The following is an 18,353-nucleotide window of genomic DNA, read 5'->3' on the forward strand; positions in this document are numbered from 1 at the left end:
GTTCCCTGACCGGTCGAGACCTGCTCCGATGGTGTCCATCTACCAACTCAAACCTGCTTTCCAGAACCTCCTGCGCCCGCTGGTCAAACGCCTGCACGCACGCAATGTCACCGCCAATCAGATCACTTTGCTGGCCGGTGCCTGCTCGGTGTTGCTTGGCTGCCTGATCGCCCTCTTCGCCCAGCACGCCTGGCTGTTCATCCTGATTCCGTTGTGGATGATCCTGCGCATGGCCCTCAACGCCATTGACGGTATGCTGGCCAGAGAATTCGGCCAGCAGTCGCACCTGGGGGCCTACCTCAACGAACTGTGCGACATCGTTGCCGACAGTGCGCTGATCCTGCCTTTCGCGCTGCTGCCAGGCGTCAGCGCGTTTGCGGTAGTGCTGGTCGCGCTATTGGCGGTGTTCAGCGAGTACACTGGCGTGCTCGGGCCAATGGTCGGCGCCTCACGCCGCTATGACGGCCCGATGGGCAAAAGCGACCGCGCCTTCGTGCTCGGTGCCTTGGCCATTGCAATTGCCCTGGGTTGGCTCAGCGCCACCTGGATCAATGCAGTGTTCGCGGTGATTGCCGGCTTGCTGGTGTATACCCTGATCAACCGGGTGCGCCAGGGCCTCAAAGAAGTACAGGAAAACGCTCCATCAGCATAAGGAAATTGCAATGCGCGAAGCTCAGGATCAGACCTTCACCACCCATGACGGCGTAGCACTGTACTACCGCCACTGGCCAGCCAGCAGCGCCACGCCGGCCGAGCCGCGCAAGGCCGTGCTGCTGTTTCATCGCGGTCACGAACACTCCGGGCGCATTGCCCATCTGGTGGATGAACTGGACCTGGCAGACACTGACTTCTTCGCCTGGGATGCCCGTGGCCACGGCCAGTCACCCGGCGCCCGCGGCGACAGCCCGAGCTTTGCCACCAGCGCCCGGGACGTACAGACCTTCTGCGAGCACCTGGCCCAGGCCCATGGCATCGCCGAAGAACACATCGCCGTGATTGCCCAAAGCGTAGGTGCGGTAATCGTTGCCACCTGGGTTCACGACTATGCCCCGCGCATCCGCGCCCTGGTGCTCGCCTCGCCGGCGTTCAAAGTCAAACTTTACGTGCCCCTGGCCCGGCCGGGGCTGGCTTTGCTGGGTAAACTGCGCGGCAACTTTTTTGTCGACAGTTACGTCAAGGCCCGCTTTCTCACCCACGATCCACAGCGTGTAGCGTCCTACGACCAGGACCCGCTGATCACCAAGAGCATTTCGGTCAATGTGCTGCTGGGCCTCTACGAAGCGGGCGAACGCGTGGTCGCCGATGCCCAGGCGATCGGCGTACCGACCCAGTTGCTGATCTCCGGCGCCGACTTTGTGGTGCATCGCAAACCCCAGGAACAGTTTTTCGAGCGCCTGGGCAGCGTGCACAAGGAGAAACACATTCTGCCGGGGTTCTTCCACGACACCCTGGGCGAAAAAGATCGCGCCCCGGTCATCGCCCGCATGCGCCGCTTTATCCTGCAGAATTTCGCCCGCCCGTTGCATCGCCCGTCATTGCTGGACGCCGACCGCCTCGGCGCCACCTGTGCCGAGGCCGAATCGCTGGCCACCGCGCTGCCACGCAACTCCCTGCGCGACCTGTACTGGCGCATGACCCGTGCCAGTCTCGGCCTGGGTAGCAAACTGTCGGCCGGGGTCAAGCTGGGTTTTGACACCGGTTTCGACTCGGGCAGCACCCTCGATTACGTGTACCGCAACCGCGCCACCGGGCTGTCGCCGCTTGGCCGGCTGATCGATCGCAATTACCTCGACTCCATCGGCTGGCGCGGTATCCGCCAACGCAAGCTGCATGTCGAAGAACTGCTACGCCTGGCCATCGCCGGGTTGCGCGAACAGCAGCAGCCGGTGCGCATCGTCGATATCGCGGCCGGTCACGGCCGCTACATCCTTGAGGCGGTACACGGCATGAGCCCGTTGCCGGAGTCGATCCTGCTGCGCGACTACAGCGACATCAACGTGCGCGACGGTAGTGCGTTGATCGCTGAAAAGGGCCTTGGCGACATCGCCCGGTTCGTCAAAGGCGATGCATTCGACCGTGAGGACCTGGCTGCGCTGTCGCCAAAACCGAGCCTGGCGGTGGTCTCCGGGCTCTATGAACTGTTTGCCGACAATCAGATGGTCAGCAACTCCCTGGCCGGGCTGGCCGATGCCATCGAACCAGGAGGTTATCTGGTCTACACCGGGCAACCCTGGCACCCGCAACTGGAGCTGATCGCCCGCGCCCTGACCAGCCATCGCGCCGGCCAGGCCTGGGTGATGCGCCGCCGCAGCCAGGCCGAGATGGATCAGTTGGTGGAGGCGGCAGGCTTTCGCAAGGTGACCCAGCGCATCGACCAATGGGGGATCTTCAGCGTTTCGCTCGCCCAGCGGGTGCAATGATGAGCCTGAGCGCCGCCGCCCCGCTGACCGCACGCGAACCTGGCCTGCTGAAACCCGCCGTGCTCTGGTTGCTGCTATTGGCGCCGCTGTTTTTCGGCACTTACGGCTTCGCCACCTGGGTCACCGCCCAGCGCGATGATGTCGCCAGCCTGGTGTTTGCCTGGGAACAACATGTGCCGTTCTGGCCGTGGACCATCGTGCCCTACTGGTCCATCGACCTGCTGTACGGCTTTTCCCTGTTGCTGCCGCGCAGCCGCCAGGCCCTCAAACGTCATGCCCTGCGCCTGCTCACTGCCCAGCTGATTGCCGTCAGTTGCTTCTTGCTCTGGCCTTTGCGCTTCACGTTCGAACGACCCGAGCTCGACGGTATGTTCGGCTGGCTGTTTGCCGTACTTGCAGGGTTCGACAAACCCTTCAATCAGGCCCCCTCATTGCACATCGCCCTGCTGGTGGTGTTGTGGGTGTGCTACGCCCAGCATTGCCGGGGGCTGTGGCGCTGGCTGGTGCACGGCTGGTTTGCCTTGATCGGCGTTTCGGTACTGACCACCTACCAGCACCACTTTATCGATGTGCCCACCGGCGCCCTGGCCGGTTGGCTCTGTGTCTGGCTGTGGCCACTGGAGCGCCCCGGCATGCTGCAACGGCTAGAGCTGACACGCGACCGCAAGCGCTGGCAGCTGGCAGTGCGCTACACACTGGGTGCTGCGCTGTTTGCCATCCCCGCCTTCGCCCTCGGCGGCGGCGCGTTGTGGTTGCTCTGGCCTGCGCTGGCACTGCTGCTGGTGGCGCTGAACTATGCGCTGTTCGATGCCGCCGGTTTTCAGAAAGGCGCCAACGGTCGCTTGAGCCCTGCCGCCTGCTGGTTGCTGGCGCCGTATCTGGCCGCTGCCTGGATCAACTCAAGGCTGTGGACGCGCAAACACCCGCAGCCAGACCGGGTAATCGATGACGTCTGGCTAGGACGTATCCCTACTGCCGCGCAACTACGCAACAGCTCGTTCAACGCCGTGCTCGACCTGTGCGCCGAGCTGCCCCTTGATCCTGGCACCGCGGCCTATCAGGCAGCGCCGGTACTCGATCTGACGGCCCCCACGACGGCGCAATGCGTTGAACTTGCCGAGGCGCTGGAACGCCTGCGCCAGCACGGCCCGGTGCTGGTCTGCTGCGCCCTGGGCTACTCCCGAAGTGCAACGGCAGTGGCAGCCTGGTTGCTGCACACTGGCCGCGCCGCCAGTGTTGACGCTGCCCTCGAACGGCTTCGCCAGGCACGCCCGCGGGTGGTCCTGCACGCTGCGCACCGTCAGGCCCTGGCGCCGTTGAGCGAACATCAGTCGAGGGTCTATGGCCACTGAAATGCAACTCTATTGTGTCGCCAGCCTGCTGCGCCGCGGACGCAGCCTGGATCACCTATCCACCGGTCTGACATTGCTGGGCGTGGTGCTCGGGCTCGGCCCCTGGTGGCTGGCCACGTTCAACCCCTGGGCCCTGAGCGCCGGCTGCATGTTGCTGATGCTGGGGGCAGTGCAAAAATACTGGGCGCTGAGGGTGGCCTTCGATGCCGATCTGTTCCAGCGCCTGGCCGATGACCCGTCAGCGCTGAACGACAATACCCGAGCGCTGGATCACGCCCTGGCTGCACTGGGCCTGCAAGCTGCCGAACGCGGCGGCCGAGCGTGGTCTGAACGCAGTCGCGGCGCCCTGGCGCTGCTGCGCCGCCAAGCGCTGGTGCTCGCGGCGCAACTACTCCTGACCCTGGGCTGCCTGCTGGCCAGCCCCTGGTGGACCACAGCCGGATAAGGAATCCCTATGCTCGCACCCCTGGTCGCGCACCTCATCACCTCCGCCGCACGCTCAATCACCGGTGCCCGCAGCCTGTGGCTCGGCTGCGGCCCGGAGCCTGTGCAACGCATCTACTTCGCCAATCACAGCAGCCATGGCGACTTCGTCCTGCTGTGGGCCTCGCTGCCGCCGGCGCTGCGCAAAACCACTCGACCGGTGGCGGGGGCCGATTACTGGCAAACCTCTGGTTTGCGCCGCTATGTGATCAATCAGGTATTCAATGGCGTACTGATCGACCGTGAGCGCCACGACCCACAGGCCAATCCCCTGCAACCGATGCTCGATGCCCTGGAGGCTGGTGATTCGCTGATCATTTTCCCCGAAGGCACGCGCAATCAGGAAGACGGCCTGCTGCCATTCAAAAGCGGCATCTTTCACCTGGCCACAACCTACCCACAGGTGCAACTGGTGCCGGTGTGGATCGCCAATCTCAATCGGGTCATGCCCAAGGGCCGTGTACTGCCGTTGCCGTTGCTGTGCACCACCAGTTTCGGCGCACCGCTTGAGCTCGAAGATGGCGAGAGCAAAACACAATTTCTTCAACGTAGCCGTGCTGCGTTACTGGACCTGGCCCCGGAGCATTGCTGAACATGGATAACCAGACCCTGACGTTGTTTGCCGGCATCGGCGCACTGCTGCTGGCAGCCTCGCTGATCGGCTTGATCCTCAAATGGCGAACCGGCGGCAGCGCCAATGCCGTGATCGACAACCTCAATGCGCGGATCAATGCCTGGTGGGTGATGGTGCTGGTCATCGGCATCGCCTTCTGGCTGGGTAACGGCGCCGTGATCCTGCTGTTCTACGCCGTATCGTTCTACGCCCTGCGTGAATTCCTCACCCTGACCCCGACCCGGCGCAGCGACTACCCGGCCCTGGTGGCAGCGTTCTATCTGGCGCTGCCGCTGCAATACCTGCTGATTTACGCCGACTGGTACGGATTGTTCTCGATCTTCATCCCGGTCTACGTGTTCTTGCTCCTGCCGATCCTCGCGTCCCTGGGCGGTGACAGCGCGCATTTTCTCGAGCGCGCCTCCAAAGTCCAGTGGGGTCTGATGATTGCGGTGTACTGCATATCCTTCGTGCCGGCCCTGCTGACCCTGGACATCGCCGGCTACGAGGGCCGCAACCTGTTGCTGATCGCGTATCTGGTGATCGTCGTGCAACTGTCCGATGTGCTGCAGTACGTCTGCGGCAAGCTGTTTGGCAAACACAAGATCGCCCCCAACCTGTCACCGTCGAAAACCGTCGAAGGCTTTGTCGGCGGCCTGTTGCTGGCGTCGCTGATTGGCGCTGCGCTGTGGTGGATTACCCCGTTCAACCTCTGGCAGTCGTTCCTGATCGCGCTGCTGATCAACCTGTTGGGCTTTGCCGGCGGTATCGTCATGTCCGCGATCAAACGCGACCGTGGCGTCAAGGACTGGGGGCACATGATCGAAGGTCATGGCGGCATGCTCGATCGCCTGGACTCGGTGTGCTTTGCCGCACCGATCTTCTTTCACCTGGTGCGTTACTGGTGGACCTGAGATCGCTCGCGGGGCAAGCCCGCTCCTACCACAGCCGGTGGGAGCGGGCTTGCCCCGCGAGGCGTTGGCGATTTGCACAAAATAACCTGCCGCCATTAGTAGCCTGAGGCCCGGATGGATTAAAGTAACAGCCCCCGCCCGGGCGCTTTCACGCCGCACGCCCAGGCTTTTGTCCAGGAACCTTCAACGATGGAACACCGTGAGGCGCTGATCGCGCTGCGCACCTTTCTTTCAACCCAGATTCTGGGGCAGGAAAAACTCGTCGAGCGCTTGCTCATCGTGCTCCTGGCCGACGGCCACATGCTCGTCGAAGGCGCCCCCGGCCTGGCCAAGACCAAGGCCATCAAGGAACTGGCCGAAGGCGTCGAAGCCGAGTTCCATCGTATCCAGTTCACCCCCGACCTGCTCCCGGCCGATATCACCGGTACTGAAATCTACCGTCCGGAAACCGGCAGCTTCGTATTCCAGCAAGGGCCGATCTTCCACAACCTGGTTCTGGCCGACGAAATCAACCGCGCCCCGGCCAAGGTTCAGTCGGCCCTGCTCGAAGCCATGGCCGAACGCCAGGTCAGTGTCGGGCGCAGCACTTACGAGCTGTCGCCCTTGTTCCTGGTCATGGCCACGCAAAACCCGATCGAGCAGGAAGGCACCTACCCGCTGCCTGAAGCCCAGCTCGACCGTTTCCTCATGCATGTGAAAATCGGTTTCCCGGATGCCTCCGTGGAGCGCCGGATTCTCCTGCAGGCTCGCGGCGAAGCACTCAATGGCGAAGCCAAGCCCGAACGCCGGGTCAGCCAGCAAGCGATCTTCGCCGCACGCAAGGAGATCCTTGGCCTGTACATGGCCGATGCGGTGGAGGAGTACCTGGTGCAACTGGTCATGGCCACCCGCACGCCGGCCAAGTTCGACCTCGAGCTGGCCGACTGGATCGCCTATGGCGCCAGCCCGCGCGGTTCGATCGCCCTGGACCGTTGCGCACGCGCCCACGCCTGGCTGGCCGGGCGCGACTTTGTCAGCCCCGAAGACATCCAGGCCGTGCTGTTCGACGTGCTGCGCCACCGCATCATTCTTTCCTTCGAGGCCGAGGCCGCCGGGATCGATCAGGACCGGGTGATCCAGCGCGTCCTCGACGTCGTCGCCGTCGCCTGACGCCATGCCCGATCGTTTGCTGGCCGCGCCCGGAATCCGTATCAGCCTCGCCGAGCTGATCGAGATGCGTCATCGTGTGCGCGAAGTGCAATTGTTCTCGCGTCCCGGCCAGCGCAGCCCGCTGGTGGGGCTGCACCATTCAAAACTGCGTGGGCGCGGGGTCGACTTCGACCAGGTGCGGGTGTACCAGGCCGGCGACGATGTGCGCAACATCGACTGGCGGGTGACCGCACGCACCCAGGAGCCGCATACCAAGCTGTTCCATGAAGAGCGTGAGCGGCCGATCTTCATTCTCGTCGAACAAAGCCAGCGCCTGTTCTTCGGCTCGGGACTGATGTTCAAATCGGTGCTCGCCGCCCAGGCTGCGGCGCTGATCGGCTGGGCGGCCCTTGGCCACAACGACCGCATCGGCGGCCTGGTGTTCGGTGACAACGAGCACTACGAAATCAAACCGCGGCGCAGCAAGCAGAGCCTGCTGCAATTGCTCAACCGCCTGGCCCGGGTCAACCAGTCGCTGCATACCGAAGCCAGGCCGCAGGCCGACAGCCTCGGCCTGGCCCTGCGCCGCGCCCGCGAAGTACTGCGCCCGGGCAGCCTGGCGATCATCATCTGCGACGAGCGTGCCTTGAGCCCGGCGGTGGAGCAGCAACTGAGCCTGCTGTCGCGCCACTGCGACCTGCTCCTGCTGCCGCTGTCCGACCCGCTCGACCACGCCTTGCCCGCCGCCGGGCTGCTGCGTTTTGCCCAGCACGGTGCGCAACTGGAGCTCGATACCCTCGACCCGACCTTGCGCCGCAGCTACCGTCAACAGAGCGAAGCGCGTATCGAGCGCTGGGAGCTGCTGGCACAGAAACTGCGGGTGGTGCTGATGCCCCTGAGCACGCAAAGTGAAATGATCGAACAGTTGCGCGAGTACCTCAATGCGCAGCGACCGGGGAAAGCCCAGTGAACCCGCTGGAGCAACTGCAACCACTGATCAGCCCGCCGCCGATCAGCTGGTGGCCACTGGCACCGGGCTGGTGGCTGTTGCTGGCCCTGCTGCCGTTGCTGGGCTGGGGCATGTGGCGCTTGCGCCACTGGCGACCAGGCAAAAAACCCATCGTGCGCGCCGAACTGCCGCTGGACCCGATCCGTATCGAAGCGCTGGCAGAACTCGCGCGCCTGCCCAAACCCTATGACGGTGAACCGGCCGGCGCCTGGCTGCAGCAGATCAACGCGCTGCTCAAGCGCCTGTGCCGCAACCACTACCCCGGCAGCCACAGCCATACCCTCAATGGCCGGCAGTGGCTGGCCTTTCTCGACAACCGTTGCCCGGCTGCCGGCCTGACCCGCTGGATGGTCCTGGTCGAAGGCGCCTATAAGCCCGAATGCAAGCTCGACGACAAGGCCATCGCTGGGCTCAATCAAGCGGTCGAAACCTGGATCCGTAAACATGTTTGAACTGGCCTGGCCGTGGGTGTTCCTGCTGTTACCGCTGCCCTGGCTGGCGCGCTGGCTGCTGCCTGGCGCCGACAGCGGCGAACCGGTACTCAAGGTCAGCTTTCTCAATGAACTCGAAGGCCTGGCTGGGCGCCGTGCCCGCCTGAACCTGCCGACCTGGCGCCAACAGGCACCCTTTGTCGTGGTCTGGCTGTTACTGTTGCTGGCCGCCGCTCGCCCGCAGTGGCTGGGCGAGCCCGTACCAGTCTCTGCCAGCGGCCGCGACTTGCTGGTGGCGGTGGATGTCTCCGGCTCCATGGACTTTCCCGACATGCATTGGCAAGACGAAGAAGTCAGCCGTCTGACCTTGGTCAAGGCCCTGCTCGGCGACTTCCTTGAAGCGCGCCAGGGCGACCGCGTCGGCCTGATCCTGTTCGGCAGCCAGGCCTACCTGCAAGCGCCGCTGACCTTCGACCGGCGTACCGTGCGCACTTTCCTCGACGAAGCGCAGATCGGCATCGCCGGCAAGAACACCGCCATCGGCGATGCCATTGGCCTGGCACTCAAGCGCCTGCGCCAGCGTCCGGCGCAGAGCCGGGTGCTGGTACTGGTTACTGACGGCGCCAACAACGGCGGACAGATCCACCCGCTGACCGCTGCCCGCCTGGCCGCTCAGGAAAACGTGAGGATCTACACCATCGGCATCGGCGCCGACCCGGAAGAAACCGGCACTGCCGGCTTGCTCGGCCTCAATCCGAGCCTGGACCTGGACGAAGCCTCCCTCAAGGAAATCGCCGGGCTGACCGGCGGCACCTATTTCCGCGCCCGTGACGGCGAAGAACTGCGCGCTATCGACGATGCCCTGGACCGTCTGGAACCGGTCGCCCAGCAACCGACCCAGGCGCGTACGGCCGAGGCCTTGTACAGCTGGCCGCTGGCGCTGGCCCTGCTGCTCAGCGTATTGCTGGTCATCCAGGAACAATGGCCGGACAACCGCCTGCAGCGCCTGTTACGCCGCCCCAGCTTTCTTGTCCCGCATCCGCAATGGCGCGAGCGGCTCAAGCGCCTGCGCCTGAGGAGACGCCGATGATCGCTCTATGGCCGCAATGGCTGCGCCCGGTCTGGCTGATCGTATTGCCGCTGCTCGCCTGGTTGCTGTGGAAGCTCTGGCACCGGCAGAAACGCGCTGGGCGCTGGCAGATGATCCTGCCGCCCAGCTTCCATGCCGTGCTGCTCGGCGGTGGCAGCGGCCGCGACAGCAAACTGCCGTGGATTGCCCTGGGCCTGGCCTGGCTGCTCAGCGTCCTGGCACTGACCGGCCCCAGCTGGCAACGCCTGGAAGAAACCCGTCAGCGTCCGGCCGACCCGCTGGTGATCCTTCTCGAGCTGACCCCGCAGATGCTCGCCGAAGATGTCGCGCCGACCCGTCTGGACCAGGCCCGGCGCAAGATTCTTGACCTTCTCGAACATCGCCGCGACAGCCAGACGGCAATCATCGTCTATGCCGGCAGTGCCCACACCCTGGTGCCGCTGTCGGACGATCTGGCCACCAGCCGCAACCTGCTTGAAGCCCTCGACCCGTCGATCATGCCGCAGACCGGCCAGCGCGCCGACCTCGCCGTGCGCAAGGGTCTGGCCTTGCTGGCCCAGGCTGGCCTGGGCCAGGGGCGCCTGCTGCTGGTGGGCTCGGCCTTGACCCCGCAGGAACGCGAAGGCATCAAGCAAGCCCTGGGGCGCAATGGGCCGAGCCTGCTGATGCTGGGTATCGGTACCGCGCAAGGCGCCCCGGTCAAGCAAGCCAATGGTGAATTCCTCAAGGACGACCAAGGCGGCATCCTGCTGCCACGACTGGAAAGCGCCAGCCTTAAAGCATTTCTCAGCAGTACCGGCGGGCGCTACCGCAACGCCCGTATTGACGACCTCGACCTGCGTGGTCTGCGCCTGTTCGAGAATCCGAAAAGCCTGCGCGACGATGGTCAGACGCTGCAATTGGACAGCTGGGCCGATCAGGGCTACTGGCTGCTGTTGCCACTGCTGCTGTTGGCTGCCTGCGCCGGCCGCCGTGGCTGGCTGTTCTGCCTGCCGTTGTTACTGGTGTTGCCACAACCCAGTTATGCCTTCGAGTTCAGCGACCTGTGGCTACGTCCCGACCAGCAGGGCCAGCGCCTGCTTGAGCAACAGCGTCCGAATGAAGCCGCCGAGCACTTCCAGGATCGCCAATGGAAAGGCCTGGCCCTCTATGAAGCCGGCGACTTCGACGCGGCCGCGCGCCTGTTCGCCCAGGGCAACAGCGCTGCAGACCACTACAATCGCGGCAACGCCCTGGCGCGTAGCGGGGAACTTGAAGCGGCGCTGGATGCCTATGAACAGGCGCTGGAGCTTCAGCCGGAATTGCAGCCGGCGTTGAGCAACAAGGCCCTGGTCGAACAGTTGCTGCAACAACGTCAGGCCGAACAGCCTGAGCAACCGCCCGAGCAAAACCAGCAGAGTGACGCCAACGCCCAGACCGACAGCAACAGCAGCGCCCAGAACAATCAGGATCCGGCCAGCGAAAAGCCTGCGCAACAGCCCAGCGACAGCCACAAGGACGACAGCAACAGCAGTGAGCAGGCGCAGCAGCTGGCCAACAACGGCGATGATGAAGAAACCACCCGGCCACCGCAACGCCCGCTCGACAGCACCCTGGATGCCGAACAGCGCCAGGCGCTGGAACAATGGCTGCGGCAGATTCCGGACAACCCGGCCGAACTGCTTCGGCGTAAATTCTGGTACGAACAGCAACAACATCAGGAACCCCATCGATGAGTCGCGTCAGCGTCTTTGTACTCGGCTTCTTACTCTGCCTGCAGGTGCAGGCCGCGTCGCTGCTCGCCAGCGTCGATCGCACACGCCTGAACGCTGGCGAAACCCTTGAGCTGACCTTGCAGACCCGAGACGTCACCCAGTTCGGCAAACCGGACCTGAGCCCGCTGGAGGCCAGTTTCGAAGTCCGTGACACCCGTCAGGTCAACAGCCTGAACAGCCTCGACGACCAGAACGCCGCCGGCACCCGCTGGATCATCACCCTGCTGCCACGCCAGAGCGGCAGCGTGGAAATTCCGGCGCTGCAACTGGGCGAGCTGCGCAGTGAGCCGATCAGCCTGCAGATCCTCACCCCGCAAGCCAGCAACGAGAACCACGGCCCGGTATTCATCGACGCCAGCCTCGATCAACCCGAAGTCTATGTGCAGGCCCAGGCGGTCCTGACCCTGAGCATCTATCACTCGGTGCCGCTGTACGACGACAGCAGCTTGAGCCCATTGCAGATCGACAACGCCAAGGTCGAGCCGCTGGGTGAATCGCGGACTTTCGAGAAAGATATCGACGGTGTACGCCACGGGGTGATCGAAATGCGCTATGCGATCTACCCGCAGCAAAGCGGCGACCTCACTATCCCGGCCCTGGCGTTCAGCGCCACGGCTGCACAGAATGATGCCGAGCAGGAACTCAATACGCCCAGGGCCGGCAAACAGGTGCGCGTCGACTCCACACCGCTGGTGCTGACGGTCAACCCGATCCCTGCCGATTATCCGGCCAATGCGCCCTGGCTGCCGACCAGCAACCTGAGCCTGGAGGAACACTGGAGCCCGGACCCTGCGCAACAGCAGACCCAGATCGGCGATTCCCTGACCCGTACCGTAACAGTGCAGGCCGAAGGCCTTTCCAGTGCCCAGTTGCCACCTTTGCCGGCGACCGAAGTCACCGGCCTGCGCCGTTACCCGGACCAGCCGCAACTGCGCAATCAGGTCAATGACCGGGGTTTGCTCGGCATTCGCGAAGAACGTGAAGCGCTGGTCCCGACCCATAGCGGCAACCTCGAACTGCCGGCTCAGGAGGTATTCTGGTGGAACACCCGTGAAGACCACCTGGAGCACAGCAGCCTGCCGGCGCGCAGCTTGCAGATCGAGGACAACCCGGCGCTGAGTGCCGACAAACCGGCCAATATCGACCCGGTCAGTGTCACCACCCGGCCGCTCTGGCCGTGGCAACTGAGTACCGCGTTGCTGGCCCTGACCACCTTGCTCGGCTTCGCCCTGTGGTGGCGCGCCCGTTCGCAACCGGCGGTGCTGCGTGCCGCCCAGAGTGGACCGAGCCCGCGTACCCTGCTCGATGATCTCAAGCGCGCGTGCCAGGCCAACGACCCGCAGGCCACCCGCCAGGCCCTGGACGCCTGGGCCCGGCAACAACCGGAAACCCTGGCGGAAATGGCCGCCCGCTTCGTGCCGCTGTCAGATGCCTTGGACGGCCTCAACGGTGCCCTCTACAGCGAAAGCGGGCAGTATTGGCAAGGTGAAGAACTGTGGCGTGCCATCGGCACCATCCCGGCGGCTGAACAGCTGCAGCCAACGGCGAGCGAAAACGGCAGCCTGCCGCCCTTGTACCCCAAATAACCCCAAGGCGTGACGCCCAACGCGTCGCGCCAGTCATCTGCGGAACCCTTCATGCGTCTGTTTCACACCTCCGACTGGCACCTGGGACAAACCCTGCATGGCCAGGAACGCGACTTCGAACACGCCTGCTTTCTGGACTGGCTGCTCGGCCAGCTCAAGCTGCGTCAACCGGATGCCCTGCTGATCGCCGGCGACATCTTCGACACGGTCAACCCACCGGTCAAAGCCCAGGAACGTCTCTACGACTTTATCGTCCAGGCCCACGAGCAGCAGCCGAAGCTGAACATCGTGATGATCGCCGGCAACCACGATTCGGGCTCGCGCATCGAATTGCCAGCGCCGTTGATGCGGCGCCTGCGCACCCATGCCCTGGGCCGGGTGCAGTGGCTCGACGACGGCGTGCTGGACAGCGATCGTCTGCTGATCCCCCTGACCAATGCGCGCGGCAAAGTCGCGGCCTGGTGCCTGGCCCTGCCATTCCTGCGCCCGGCCGAAGTGACCGGCGCGCAGCTGGGCGATGACTACCTGCGCGGAATCGGCCAGGTGCACGAGCGCCTGATCGAAGCCGCGCTGGAGCGGCGCAAGCCAGGCCAGGCGCTGATCGCCGTCAGCCATGCACACATGGCCGGTGGTTCGGTCTCGGAAGACTCCGAACGCAGCCTGATCATCGGCAACGCCGAAGCGCTGCCCGCCAGTCTGTTCAGCAAGGACATCAGCTACGTCGCCCTCGGCCACCTGCACAAACCGCAGCGGGTCAACCGCGAGGAGCGCATCCGCTACAGCGGCTCGCCGATCCCGCTGTCGTTCTCGGAAATTGGCTATCAGCACCAGATCCTCGAAATCGAACTCGAGGGCAGCAAGCTGGCCAGCGTCGAAACGCGCCTGATACCCCGTGCCGTGCACCTGCAGCGCCTCGGCCCAGCACCGCTGGCAGAAATTCTTGAGCAACTGGCCGAACTGCCGGTTATCGACCTGCTCGATGACCCGCAGCGCCAACCCTGGCTGGAAGTGCGCGTGCGCCTCGACGAGCCACAACCGGACCTGCGCCAGCAACTGGAAAGCGCCCTGCACGGCAAGGCCGTGCGTCTGGTGCGCATTGGCGCCGAATACGCGGGTAACCGCGAAGGTGAAGCACTGGATGACGCCGCCCTGGTGGAGCTGGGCCAGATGACGCCGCAAGAATTGTTCAGCCGCGCCTGGGCCCAGGCCTACGGCAACGCCGTGGACGAACAGACCCTGGCCGACTTCGCCCTGTTGCTGCAGGACGTTCAACAGCAAGAGGAGCAGCCATGAAGATTCTCGCCATCCGCCTGAAGAACCTGGCCTCTCTGGCGGGCCCCTTTGAAATCGACTTCACTGCCGAGCCTTTGGCCAGCGCCGGCCTGTTCGCCATCACCGGCCCTACCGGCGCCGGCAAAAGCACGCTGCTCGATGCCCTGTGCCTGGCCCTGTTCGGCGCCGTGCCGCGCCTGAGCAATATCGGCCGCGAAACCAAGCTGCCGGAAGTCGACAGCGACATCCTCACCAGCGACCCGCGCACCCTGCTACGCCGCGGTACCGGCAGCGGTTTTGCCGAAGTCGACTTCGTCGGTGTCGATGGCCGTCGTTATCGCGCCCGCTGGGAAGCCAACCGCGCCCGCGACAAAGCCAATGGCAAACTGCAAGGCAGCCGCCAGAGCCTGCACGATCTGGACAGCGAGCAATTGCTGAGCAACCAGAGCAAAAGCGAGTACAAGCAACTGATCGAGGCCTGCCTGGGGCTGAATTTCGAGCAGTTCACCCGTGCCGTGATGCTGGCCCAGAGCGAATTCAGCGCCTTCCTCAAGGCCGACGACAAAGACCGTAGCGAGCTGCTGGAAAAGCTTACCAACACGGCGATCTACAGCCAGCTGGGGCGGCGCGCCTACAGCAAGAGCAAAGAAGCCGAAGAGGCGCACAAGGCCCTCGAAGACCAGGCGGCCGGCGTCATGCCGATGACGCCTGAGGCCCGTGCCGACCTCGATCAACGCTATGGCGAGGCGCTGGCAACACTCAAGGGCGAACAAGCACAACTGCGTCAACTCGAACTGCAACGTGCCTGGCTGACCGAACTGCAGCAGCTGCAAGCCCAGGTACACAGCAGCAACGAGCAATTGCATAGCGCCCGGCAGCACAGCGACAGCCTGCAAGGCGAACGCCTGAACCTGGTGCGTCTGGAACAACTGGCCCCGCAGCGCCATCAGTTCGCCCGTCAGCAGGCATTGAGCAGTCAGCTGTCACCCTTGGCCGCCAGCATCAGCGCCTTGCGCCAACAGCACGACGAACTGCACACGCGCCAGCAACAGCTGCACGAGCTTCAGCACAACGCCCAGCAGGCATTGAACCAGGCCCTGGCCGCACAAAGCGACAGCGCACCTTTGCTGCGCCAGGCCTTTGCCGAGCAGAACAGCGTGGCCCGCCTGTCGCAGGAGCTGGGCAACTGTCTGGCACTGAAGGAGCAGGCCGAGCAAGCCTGCAGCGAAGGCCAGCAACAGTTGCTCAACCTTGCCGAACAACAGCGCCTGAGTACGGAACGCCTCGGCCAGATCAGCGAACAATTGGCCCAGAGTGCCTCCCTGGCAGGCCTGAGCGAAGCCTGGAATGCCTACCGCGATCGCCTGCAACAGGTGATGCAACTGGGTAACCGCCTCAATCAGGGCCGCGCCGAACTGCCCGCCCTGCAAGCCCGTGCCGAGCAGGCCAGCGCCGCCCTCGAGCAACAGCGCGCCGCCATCGCCCTGCTCTACCATGAAGCCCAGGCCGAACCCGAAGCCCTGGCCGAGCAGGTCGGTTTGCTCGGCGAGCTGCTGCAGAAAAATCGCCAGCAGCAAAGCCAGGTGGAAGCACTCAACCGCCTGTGGAGCCAGCAGCAAGAACTGGAGCAACGCCTGAATGCCTTGCGCGAGCGCCAGCAAATCGCCCTCAAACAGCGTGAACAGCTGATCAGCGAAGGCCTCAACGGCAAGCACCAGCTGAGCGCCGCCGAACAAGCGCTGACTGTTACCCGCCAGCTGCTCGAACGCCAGCGCCTGGCCCGCAGCCAGAGCGTGGAAGAGCTGCGCGCACAACTTCAGGATGATCAGCCCTGCCCGGTATGCGGCAGCCAGGAGCATCCCTACCATCAGCCTGAAGCCCTGCTGCAGAGCCTCGGTCGGCATGACCAGGATGAAGAACGCAACGCCCAGCTGGCCGTCGATGAACTGAAGAAGCAACTGGACGAACTGCGCACCCAGCTGGGTGGCGTCAACGGTCAGATCAAGGAACACTTGCTTCAGCAGGAGCAACTGAGCGAGCAGCTGCAAGGCCTGGCGCCTGCTCTGCAGGCGCACCCGCTGTTCCCTGCCTTGTCCGATCAGGAGGTGAGCCAGCGCTCGGCCTGGCTGGCACTGCAGTCACGGCGCCTGAACGATGACATCAGCCGCGACGAACAGCGCCAGAACACCCTACTGACGCTGCAGAAGGACGCCGCCCGCCTGCAGCAGCAACTGCACGTCACAAGCGAAGCCAACCAGCAGGCCAACCAGCACCTGCAGCAACAACAGCAAGCGCTGGCTGCCGATCAGGAGCGACTGGAGCAGGAGCTGGCGAGCTTCGCCACGCTGCTGCCCGCCGACACCCTCGATGAACTACGCCGTGAGCCGGCCGCCACCTTCCTGCGTCTGGACCAGCAGTTGGCCCAGCGCCTGGACCTGCTGCAGCGGCACAAAGATGAGCAACTAGAGCACAGCGAACGCCAGCAGACCCTGGACAAGGCTCAGCTCCAGCAACAGGCGCGGGCACAAAAGCAGCAAGAGCTGCAGACGCAGTTCGCCGAGCTGGAACGCCAACAGCAGCAGAGCCAGGCCAGCCTCGCCAACCTGCTCGCCGAACAACCCAGCGCCGAGCAATGGCAGCAGCACCTGGAACAGGCGGTAGAGCAGGCTCGCCAGCAACAGGCGCAAGCAGCCTCGCAATTGCAGGAGACCCAGACACAGCTGATTGAACTGGCGGCCGAACTCAAGGCCAAGGGCGAGCGTTTGACTGCCCTGGAACAAGAGCACGCCGAGGTACGCAGTCAGATCGAGCAATGGCGCCAAGGCCACCCTGAACTGGATGACAGCGCCCTGGATCAGTTGCTGGCCCTGGATGACAGCGCCGTCAGCCAGCTGCGTCAGCGCCTGCAGGACAGCGACAAAGCGCTGGAACAAACGCAGATTCTGCTCAAGGAACGCCAGCAACGCCTGGAACAACATCAAACCCTGGCCACCCTGGAGCTGCCCGCCGAAGCGCTGGAGCAAGCCCTGCAAACCCTGCAGGAACAACTGTCGGCCAGCGAACAGGCGTGTGCCGAACTGCGGGCCGGGCAAGCTGATGACCAGCGCCGCCAGCAAGCCAACCAGGCCCTGGCCGAGCAAATCGCCCAGGCCTACAGTGAATGGCAACGCTGGGCGCGGCTCAATGCCCTGATCGGCTCGGCCACCGGTGATACTTTCCGCAAGATCGCCCAGGGCTACAACCTCGATTTGCTGGTGCATCACGCCAACGCCCAGCTGCGCCAGCTGGCCCGGCGCTATCGCCTCAAGCGTGGCGGCAGCCTGCTGGGGCTGCTGGTGCTGGATACCGAGATGGGCGACGAGCTGCGTTCGGTGCACTCATTGTCCGGTGGGGAGACCTTTCTGGTGTCCCTGGCCCTGGCATTAGGCTTGGCGTCGATGGCCTCGAGCACCTTGCGCATCGAATCGCTGTTCATCGACGAAGGCTTCGGCAGTCTCGATCCGGAATCGCTGCAACTGGCCATGGATGCCCTTGACGGTCTGCAGGCCCAGGGCCGCAAGGTAGCGGTGATCTCCCATGTGCAGGAAATGCACGAACGCATCCCGGTGCAGATCCAGGTGCGCCGTCAGGGCAATGGTTTGAGTACGGTGGAGGTCAGCGGATGATTCTCTACTCGTTCCGCCGTTGTCCCTGGGCCATGCGCGCGCGTCTGGCCCTGCGTTATAGCGAATGTGCGGTGGAAATCCGCGAAGTCAGCCTCAAGGCCAAGCCGGCCGAGCTGCTCGCACTTTCGCCCAAAGGCACGGTGCCAGTACTGAGCGCGAATGGCCAGGTGCTTGAAGAAAGCCTGGATATCATGCGCTGGGCCCTGGCCCGGCATGATCCACAGGACTGGCGGCTACGTGCCGACTCCGAGGCGGCGCAAGCGGCCGACGCGCTGATTGTGCGCAATGACCGGGACTTCAAGGTCCAGGTCAATCTGTACAAATACGCCGAACGCTACCCGCAGCACTCGCGTGAGTTCTACCGGACGCAAGCCGAAGCCTGGTTGGCCGAACTGGATGAGCGGCTGAGGCAACGGACGTATCTGTTTGCCGATCACCCGAGCCTGGCCGATGCCGCCTTGCTGCCGTTGATGCGCCAGTTTGCCGGGGTCGAACCGGACTGGTTCGCCAGCGCGCCCTACCCGCACCTGCGTGCGTGGTTGCAGGGCTGGCTGGAGTCGCGACTGTTCAAAGCGATCATGGCGCGGTGACAGTCTCTTCGCGGGGCAAGCCCGCTCCCACCGGGTGAGCTGAGAC

General features: G+C 64.3%; 15 protein-coding genes. All 15 read left to right on the top strand.

What is annotated here, in order from left to right; all coding sequences use genetic code 11:
* Positions 1–28 precede the first annotated feature (28 nt).
* The 15 genes from NPS47_RS17370 (at position 29) to NPS47_RS17440 (ending at position 18,307) form a co-directional block, all read left to right on the top strand.
* A complete protein-coding gene (locus NPS47_RS17370) occupies positions 29–652 on the top strand; it encodes a CDP-alcohol phosphatidyltransferase family protein (RefSeq protein ID WP_274296046.1) in 624 nt (207 codons plus the stop codon).
* Positions 653–662: 10 nt separating this feature from the next.
* Positions 663–2,420, top strand: a complete 1,758-nt coding sequence (locus NPS47_RS17375; RefSeq protein ID WP_274296047.1) for a bifunctional alpha/beta hydrolase/class I SAM-dependent methyltransferase — start codon at positions 663–665, stop codon at positions 2,418–2,420.
* Positions 2,420–3,772 carry a phosphatase PAP2/dual specificity phosphatase family protein gene (locus NPS47_RS17380; RefSeq protein ID WP_425313521.1) on the top strand — a complete coding sequence of 451 codons (1,353 nt, stop codon included), beginning with the start codon at positions 2,420–2,422 and terminating at the stop codon, positions 3,770–3,772. Before NPS47_RS17375 ends, NPS47_RS17380 begins: the two co-directional genes overlap by 1 nt.
* Entirely contained in the window at positions 3,762–4,217 is a 456-nt protein-coding gene (locus NPS47_RS17385; protein WP_274296049.1) for a hypothetical protein, read from the top strand. The genes NPS47_RS17380 and NPS47_RS17385 overlap by 11 nt, the downstream gene beginning before the upstream one ends.
* A gap of 9 nt (positions 4,218–4,226) precedes the next feature.
* Positions 4,227–4,847: a lysophospholipid acyltransferase family protein gene (locus NPS47_RS17390; RefSeq protein ID WP_274296050.1), complete on the top strand. Its 621-nt coding sequence runs from the start codon at positions 4,227–4,229 to the stop codon at positions 4,845–4,847.
* A gap of 2 nt (positions 4,848–4,849) precedes the next feature.
* A complete protein-coding gene (locus NPS47_RS17395; protein ID WP_274296051.1) occupies positions 4,850–5,782 on the top strand; it encodes a phosphatidate cytidylyltransferase in 933 nt (310 codons plus the stop codon).
* 189 nt (positions 5,783–5,971) lie between these two features.
* Positions 5,972–6,931 (top strand): AAA family ATPase, encoded by a 960-nt coding sequence (locus NPS47_RS17400; protein WP_274296052.1) that lies wholly within the window; start codon positions 5,972–5,974, stop codon positions 6,929–6,931.
* A 4-nt stretch (positions 6,932–6,935) separates the two neighbouring features.
* Positions 6,936–7,880: a DUF58 domain-containing protein gene (locus NPS47_RS17405; protein WP_274296053.1), complete on the top strand. Its 945-nt coding sequence runs from the start codon at positions 6,936–6,938 to the stop codon at positions 7,878–7,880.
* Positions 7,877–8,371 (top strand): DUF4381 domain-containing protein, encoded by a 495-nt coding sequence (locus tag NPS47_RS17410; protein ID WP_274296054.1) that lies wholly within the window; start codon positions 7,877–7,879, stop codon positions 8,369–8,371. Before NPS47_RS17405 ends, NPS47_RS17410 begins: the two co-directional genes overlap by 4 nt.
* On the top strand, positions 8,364–9,440 hold the full coding sequence (locus NPS47_RS17415) for a vWA domain-containing protein (protein WP_274296055.1): 1,077 nt from the start codon (positions 8,364–8,366) through the stop codon (positions 9,438–9,440). Before NPS47_RS17410 ends, NPS47_RS17415 begins: the two co-directional genes overlap by 8 nt.
* Positions 9,437–11,155 (top strand): tetratricopeptide repeat protein, encoded by a 1,719-nt coding sequence (locus NPS47_RS17420; protein WP_274296056.1) that lies wholly within the window; start codon positions 9,437–9,439, stop codon positions 11,153–11,155. The genes NPS47_RS17415 and NPS47_RS17420 overlap by 4 nt, the downstream gene beginning before the upstream one ends.
* Positions 11,152–12,780 carry a BatD family protein gene (locus NPS47_RS17425; protein WP_274296057.1) on the top strand — a complete coding sequence of 543 codons (1,629 nt, stop codon included), beginning with the start codon at positions 11,152–11,154 and terminating at the stop codon, positions 12,778–12,780. Before NPS47_RS17420 ends, NPS47_RS17425 begins: the two co-directional genes overlap by 4 nt.
* A gap of 51 nt (positions 12,781–12,831) precedes the next feature.
* Entirely contained in the window at positions 12,832–14,073 is a 1,242-nt protein-coding gene (locus tag NPS47_RS17430) for an exonuclease SbcCD subunit D C-terminal domain-containing protein (RefSeq protein WP_274296058.1), read from the top strand.
* On the top strand, positions 14,070–17,717 hold the full coding sequence (locus tag NPS47_RS17435; protein ID WP_274296059.1) for an AAA family ATPase: 3,648 nt from the start codon (positions 14,070–14,072) through the stop codon (positions 17,715–17,717). Before NPS47_RS17430 ends, NPS47_RS17435 begins: the two co-directional genes overlap by 4 nt.
* Positions 17,714–18,307 carry a glutathione S-transferase gene (locus NPS47_RS17440; RefSeq protein ID WP_274296060.1) on the top strand — a complete coding sequence of 198 codons (594 nt, stop codon included), beginning with the start codon at positions 17,714–17,716 and terminating at the stop codon, positions 18,305–18,307. The genes NPS47_RS17435 and NPS47_RS17440 overlap by 4 nt, the downstream gene beginning before the upstream one ends.
* The last annotated feature ends 46 nt before the right edge of the window (positions 18,308–18,353 follow it).

Source organism: Pseudomonas putida (assembly GCF_028682475.1).
GTDB lineage: Bacteria > Pseudomonadota > Gammaproteobacteria > Pseudomonadales > Pseudomonadaceae > Aquipseudomonas > Aquipseudomonas putida_AG.

What these genes read in the sequence shown, in the direction of transcription:
- NPS47_RS17370 (WP_274296046.1), top strand. Translation starts at nt 29, where the DNA reads ATGGTGTCCATCTACCAACTCAAACCTGCTTTCCAGAACCTCCTGCGC.
- NPS47_RS17375 (WP_274296047.1), top strand. Translation starts at nt 663, where the DNA reads ATGCGCGAAGCTCAGGATCAGACCTTCACCACCCATGACGGCGTAGCA.
- NPS47_RS17380 (WP_425313521.1), top strand. Translation starts at nt 2,420, where the DNA reads ATGAGCCTGAGCGCCGCCGCCCCGCTGACCGCACGCGAACCTGGCCTG.
- NPS47_RS17385 (WP_274296049.1), top strand. Translation starts at nt 3,762, where the DNA reads ATGGCCACTGAAATGCAACTCTATTGTGTCGCCAGCCTGCTGCGCCGC.
- NPS47_RS17390 (WP_274296050.1), top strand. Translation starts at nt 4,227, where the DNA reads ATGCTCGCACCCCTGGTCGCGCACCTCATCACCTCCGCCGCACGCTCA.
- NPS47_RS17395 (WP_274296051.1), top strand. Translation starts at nt 4,850, where the DNA reads ATGGATAACCAGACCCTGACGTTGTTTGCCGGCATCGGCGCACTGCTG.
- NPS47_RS17400 (WP_274296052.1), top strand. Translation starts at nt 5,972, where the DNA reads ATGGAACACCGTGAGGCGCTGATCGCGCTGCGCACCTTTCTTTCAACC.
- NPS47_RS17405 (WP_274296053.1), top strand. Translation starts at nt 6,936, where the DNA reads ATGCCCGATCGTTTGCTGGCCGCGCCCGGAATCCGTATCAGCCTCGCC.
- NPS47_RS17415 (WP_274296055.1), top strand. Translation starts at nt 8,364, where the DNA reads ATGTTTGAACTGGCCTGGCCGTGGGTGTTCCTGCTGTTACCGCTGCCC.
- NPS47_RS17420 (WP_274296056.1), top strand. Translation starts at nt 9,437, where the DNA reads ATGATCGCTCTATGGCCGCAATGGCTGCGCCCGGTCTGGCTGATCGTA.
- NPS47_RS17425 (WP_274296057.1), top strand. Translation starts at nt 11,152, where the DNA reads ATGAGTCGCGTCAGCGTCTTTGTACTCGGCTTCTTACTCTGCCTGCAG.
- NPS47_RS17430 (WP_274296058.1), top strand. Translation starts at nt 12,832, where the DNA reads ATGCGTCTGTTTCACACCTCCGACTGGCACCTGGGACAAACCCTGCAT.
- NPS47_RS17435 (WP_274296059.1), top strand. Translation starts at nt 14,070, where the DNA reads ATGAAGATTCTCGCCATCCGCCTGAAGAACCTGGCCTCTCTGGCGGGC.
- NPS47_RS17440 (WP_274296060.1), top strand. Translation starts at nt 17,714, where the DNA reads ATGATTCTCTACTCGTTCCGCCGTTGTCCCTGGGCCATGCGCGCGCGT.